1 protein-coding gene and 1 pseudogene are annotated in these 1,102 nt (G+C 46.1%); one reads left to right on the top strand and one right to left on the bottom strand.

Translation table 11 applies throughout. The features are described 5' to 3' along the window. Window positions 1-185, top strand: a pseudogene (locus ACS8FD_RS16300) (hypothetical protein); the annotation flags it as partial. Between the two features lie 77 nt (window positions 186-262). Here the strand turns inward: ACS8FD_RS16300 and hemH are convergent. Next, window positions 263-1,102 (bottom strand): ferrochelatase (gene hemH, locus ACS8FD_RS16295; protein ID WP_439276612.1); only part of this gene is annotated, 840 nt, incomplete at its 5' end.

The following is a 1,102-nucleotide window of genomic DNA, read 5'->3' as shown; positions in this document are numbered from 1 at the left end:
TTAGTAATACTGAAGTAGGCAGCGCGGCAACTGAAGGACTTACTCCGATACATCGTCAAAACGTTGATGAAGCCACTATTGATAATGTCCTTGTACAAGACAATCTAGATGATGGTGACTATCCGGATATTGTCGATATCGCTGATAAAGATGCTGCTGAGCACAGCAATAGTGATGATCTATAACGAGCAAACCCCAGTTAAAAAATACCGAACAGTATCAATGTCCGGTATTTTTTTGTCTTTGTATTGGGATATTTAGGTTATACCCAGCCATCAAGCGTACCCGCCCAGCCTTTAACTAGAGGTGCGCTCATGGCTTCTAATAAGTCGATGTGCGCCTCATCTATGTTTAGCGCTGGAATATAATGGTACTCTTGTCCGCCTGCATTAAGAAAGTTATCACGGTTTTCAATCGCCAACTCCTCTAAGGTTTCAAGGCAATCAGCTGAAAATGCGGGACTTAAAATCTGTACCGATTTGACCCCTGACTTCGCCCACTCATCAAGTACCACATCGGTATACGGCTTCACCCATTCCTGCTTACCAAAACGTGATTGAAAGCTTATAATCCATTCATCATCGGCAAGACCCAACGCCTGCACCACCTGCGCGGCGGTGCATTTACATCGGCTTGGATAGGGATCGCCTTTATCAGCATAAGGCTGCGGAATACCATGAAAGCTAAACATCAGTTTTTCGGGTTTGCCATGTGTCGCCTGAAAACGACGAATGCTATCGGCTAAGGCTTTAATATATAAAGGATGAGCAAAGTAGTCTTTGACAATCGTGATATTGGGCAAATTGCGCTGCTTTTGTGTCCATTTTGTGATGGCATCATAGACTGCACCTGTTGAAGTTGCTGAATACTGTGGAAATAGCGGCAACATCACAAAATGGTCGACACCATCAGCGCGCAATTTGTCCATGACATCAGGCAGTCCTGGATTGCCGTAGCTCATCGCTGGATGCACAGATACGCGATACGGCGCCGCGTCTTTCGCCAAGCGCGGCTCAAGCTTAGCGACTTGTTCATTTAAGATGTTGCGCATAGGCGAGTCGCCATCCCAAATACTGGCATAAGCTTCTGCCACGCGCTTAGG

This window comes from Psychrobacter sp. 1U2 (genome assembly GCF_051847575.1).
Note: the sequence above shows the minus strand (reverse complement) of the source record. Positions and strands in the feature narration are given on the sequence as shown.